Origin of the sequence: Dermabacter sp. HSID17554 (assembly GCF_003989295.1) — a bacterium.
Lineage (GTDB): Bacteria > Actinomycetota > Actinomycetes > Actinomycetales > Dermabacteraceae > Dermabacter > Dermabacter vaginalis.
Map to the genome: position 1 here is coordinate 1 of NZ_RBLW01000010.1, position 3408 is coordinate 3408.

The following is a 3408-nucleotide window of genomic DNA, read 5'->3' on the forward strand; positions in this document are numbered from 1 at the left end:
TTTCGGGTGTGGGGGTGTTGTTTGTCAACTGCATAGTGGACGCGAGCATCTTGTAAGCAATTTTTTGTTACAGATAGTTCAATGATTTTTTGGTCTATGTGTTCATTTTCGAGTGTTTCTAAGTTACTTAGAGCATACGGTGGATGCCTGGGCACAAGGAGCCGATGAAGGACGTGGGAGTCTGCGATAAGCCTCGGGGAGGTGACAACCGACCTGTGATCCGGGGGTGTCCGAATGGGGAAACCCGCCGCGGCGTGAGTCGTGGTACCCGCCACTGAATGTATAGGTGGTGTGGGGGGAACGAGGGGAAGTGAAACATCTCAGTACCCTCAGGAAGAGAAAACAATAGTGATTGCGTGAGTAGTGGCGAGCGAAAGCGTAGGAGGCTAAACCATGCTGGTGTGAGACTCGGTAGGGGTTGCTGGTGTGGGGTTGTGGGGTGCATTTACACAATATCTACCGGTGTTGTGGCGTTGTGGTGTGTGGTAGGTGAAGCCTTGTGAGTGAGGCGCCATAGTGGGTGTGAGTCCCGTAGCTGAAACTGCATGGCCAGGCGTGGTGTTGCCCCGAGTAGGGCCGGGCTCGTGGAATCCGGTGTGAATCTGCCAGGACCACCTGGTAAGCCTAAATACTTCCTTGTGACCGATAGCGGACTAGTACCGTGAGGGAAAGGTGAAAAGTACCCCGGGAGGGGAGTGAAAGAGTACCTGAAACCGTGTGCTTACAATCCGTCGGAGCCTTGAGGGGTGACGGCGTGCCTATTGAAAAATGAGCCTGCGAGTTAGTGGTCGGTGGCGAGGTTAACCTGTGTGGGGTAGCCGTAGCGAAAGCGAGTCTGAATGGGGCGTTCAGTCGCCGGCTCTAGACCCGAAGCGAAGTGATCTATCCATGGGCAGTGTGAAGCGCGGGTAAGACCGTGTGGAGGCGCGAACCCACTTCAGTTGAAAATGGAGGGGATGACCTGTGGATAGGGGTGAAAGGCCAATCAAACTTCGTGATAGCTGGTTCTCCCCGAAATGCATTTAGGTGCAGCGTTGCGTGTTTCGTGCTGGAGGTAGAGCACTGGATAGGCGATGGGCCCCACCGGGTTACTGACCTTAGCCAAACTCCGAATGCCGGTACGTGAGAGCGTAGCAGTGAGACTGTGGGGGATAAGCTTCATGGTCGAGAGGGAAACAGCCCAGAACATCAGCTAAGGCCCCTAAGCGTGTGCTAAGTGGGAAAGGATGTGGAGTTGCTGAGACAACCAGGAGGTTGGCTTAGAAGCAGCCACCCTTGAAAGAGTGCGTAATAGCTCACTGGTCAAGTGATTCTGCGCCGATAATGTAGCGGGGCTCAAGTACACCGCCGAAGCTGTGTCACTCCACTTTTGTGGGGTGGGTAGGGGAGCGTCGTGTGGCCGGTGAAGCTGCGGGGGAACCCAGTGGTGGAGGCTATGCGAGTGAGAATGCAGGCATGAGTAGCGAAAGACGGGTGAGAAACCCGTCCTCCGAATGATCAAGGGTTCCGGGGCTAGGTTAATCCGCCCCGGGTTAGTCGGGACCTAAGGCGAGGCCGACAGGCGTAGTCGATGGATAACGGGTTGATATTCCCGTACCGATAGTGTGAGGACCCATACCGAGGCGTGTGATGCTAACCACCCGAGCTTCCCCTTCCTTCCCTTTGGGTTGGTTGGTGGTGGTGAGGCTGGGAACCGAGCGCGTATTAGGTCAGCGTGTGGGATGACGCAGTGAGGTAGCTTCCGCGGGGTAATGGTTGTCCCCGTTCAAGCGAGCAGCCCGAGTGCGAGTAATGTTGCGCTCTTTAGGGTGAGTCGTGATGAGGACCCTTTTTGGGGTAGGTGGGTGATCCTGGACTGCCGAGAAAAGTTCCGGCGTGACGAGCACTATTGCCCGTACCCTAAACCGACTCAGGTGATCAGGTAGAGAATACTAAGGAGTTCGAGAGAATCGTGGTTAAGGAACTCGGCAAAATGCCCCCGTAACTTCGGGAGAAGGGGGGCCTGAGGTGTGAGAGCACTGATGGCCGCAGAGACCAGGGAGAAGCGACTGTTTACTAAAAACACAGGTCCGTGCGAAGACGTAAGTCGCTGTATACGGACTGACGCCTGCCCGGTGCTGGAAGGTTAAGAGGACTGGTTAGCCCCTTGTGGGCGAAGCTGAGAATTTAAGCCCCAGTAAACGGCGGTGGTAACTATAACCATCCTAAGGTAGCGAAATTCCTTGTCGGGTAAGTTCCGACCTGCACGAATGGCGTAACGACTTCTCCACTGTCTCAACCGCGAACTCGGCGAAATTGCATTACGAGTAAAGATGCTCGTTACGCGCAGCAGGACGGAAAGACCCCGGGACCTTTACTATAGTTTGGTATTGGTGTTCGGAACGGCTTGTGTAGGATAGGTGGGAGACTGAGAAGCTGGCACGCTAGTGTTGGTGGAGTCGTTGTTGAAATACCACTCTGGTCGTTTTGGATTCCTCACTTCGAGCCATGATCTGGTTCAGGGACAGTGCCTGATGGGTAGTTTAACTGGGGCGGTTGCCTCCTAAAGAGTAACGGAGGCGCTCAAAGGTTCCCTCAGCCTGGTTGGCAATCAGGTGTTGAGTGTAAGTGCACAAGGGAGCTTGACTGCGAGACAGACATGTCGGGCAGGAGCGAAAGCTGGAACTAGTGACCCGGCACCTCATTGTGGAATGGGTGTCGCTCAACGGATAAAAGGTACCCCGGGGATAACAGGCTGATCTTGCCCAAGAGCTCATATCGACGGCATGGTTTGGCACCTCGATGTCGGCTCGTCGCATCCTGGGGCTGGAGTTGGTCCCAAGGGTTAGGCTGTTCGCCTATTAAAGCGGTACGCGAGCTGGGTTTAGAACGTCGTGAGACAGTTCGGTCCCTATCCGCTGCGCGCGTTGGATATTTGAGAAGGCCTGTCCCTAGTACGAGAGGACCGGGATGGACTAACCTCTGGTGTGCCAGTTGTTCTGCCAAGGGCATGGCTGGTTGGCTACGTTGGGAAGGGATAACCGCTGAAAGCATCTAAGCGGGAAGCCTGCTTCGAGATGAGATATCCGTACATTTTTGTGTGGGAGGTCCCCTGTAGATGACGGGGTTGATAGGCCAGATGTGGAAGCGTAGTAATGCGTGGAGCTGACTGGTACTAATTGGCCGATGACTTACTTGCACTCTTCATTGCTTCTTGTGTTCGCGTTCACTGTGTGGTTGACATTCCACACCCCTAATTTTCACTCGGCCCTGTTTGTTTGGGGTTTGGGGGGTTGGTTGGTTGTTTCGGTGGTCATTGCGTTGGGGAAACGCCCGGTTCCATTCCGAACCCGGAAGCTAAGCTCAACTGCGCCGATGGTACTGCACTCGGGAGGGTGTGGGAGAGTAGGACACCGCCGAACTATTCTT

Annotated in this window: 2 rRNA genes; both read left to right on the forward strand. The window is 54.8% G+C overall.

Annotated features, from left to right (window positions below):
- Positions 1-116 precede the first annotated feature (116 nt).
- A 23S ribosomal RNA gene (locus D8M36_RS09945) occupies positions 117-3178 on the forward strand.
- Positions 3179-3284: 106 nt separating this feature from the next.
- A 5S ribosomal RNA gene (gene rrf, locus D8M36_RS09950) occupies positions 3285-3401 on the forward strand.
- Positions 3402-3408 lie beyond the last annotated feature (7 nt).